Raw genomic sequence first — 685 nt, 5'->3', positions numbered from 1 at the left:
CCTTGTCACCGCGTCTGAGCAACTGGGTGAGCAGGCGCCCGCGTTCGTGGGGCCTGCCGTGTGCGACGGCCATGCGGACGACGTCCTCCCACTGGTCCAGGTGGGCGTTGCGTACGAGGAGGGAGAAGTCGCGGTGTTCGATGACGGCCCTGGCAGCGAGATAGTCCTGGAAGGTGCGGTGCACGAAGTCGACCACACCCTCGGCGGGCTCACGGAGCAGGCCGGAGCGGGTCAGCAGACGCCGGTACACCTCCTCGGCGGAGGACGCGGTGACCACCGCGCGGTTCATGGCGGGCAGGGTCTGGTCGATGAGAGCGATGGCGTCCTCCCGGTCCATCTGGGAGTGGCCGTTGCGGATCAGCCAGTAGGCCAGCCTTTCCAGAAGCAGAACCTGGGACCTGTAATCCATCTGCACGCCGTCGTCGATGCTCCGCTGCAGGTCGCGCCGTTCCAGCAGCATGCGTAGACCCGCCTCGTACAACTCCTCGCGTCCTCGGGGCAGAAAACCTCGGCTGGTCCGGTGCAGGGCGCAGATCAGGGCGCACATCAGGGGGTTGGTCGCCAGCCTTGAGAGGTCCTGCCTGCTGCGGACGGTCGCGATCAGGCGGTCGGCCTCCTCCTGAGCGTTTCCGGCTGCGGCATGCCAGCGGGGGGGGAAAGGGGGAACACGAGAAATTTGCAGAGG

At 67.2% G+C, this 685-nt stretch carries 1 protein-coding gene; it reads right to left on the bottom strand.

Features of this window, described 5'->3' with window-relative positions:
- Positions 1 to 460 (bottom strand): NACHT domain-containing protein (locus tag ACFV9O_RS40570; RefSeq protein WP_385428142.1); only part of this gene is annotated, 460 nt, incomplete at its 3' end.
- Positions 461 to 685: the final 225 nt, after the last annotated feature.

It is taken from the genome of Streptomyces sp. NPDC059909, assembly GCF_042730885.1.
Classification (GTDB): Bacteria; Actinomycetota; Actinomycetes; order Streptomycetales; family Streptomycetaceae; genus Streptomyces.
The sequence above is the reverse complement of the archived record's forward strand: the minus strand, read 5'-3'. Positions and strand labels throughout refer to the sequence as shown.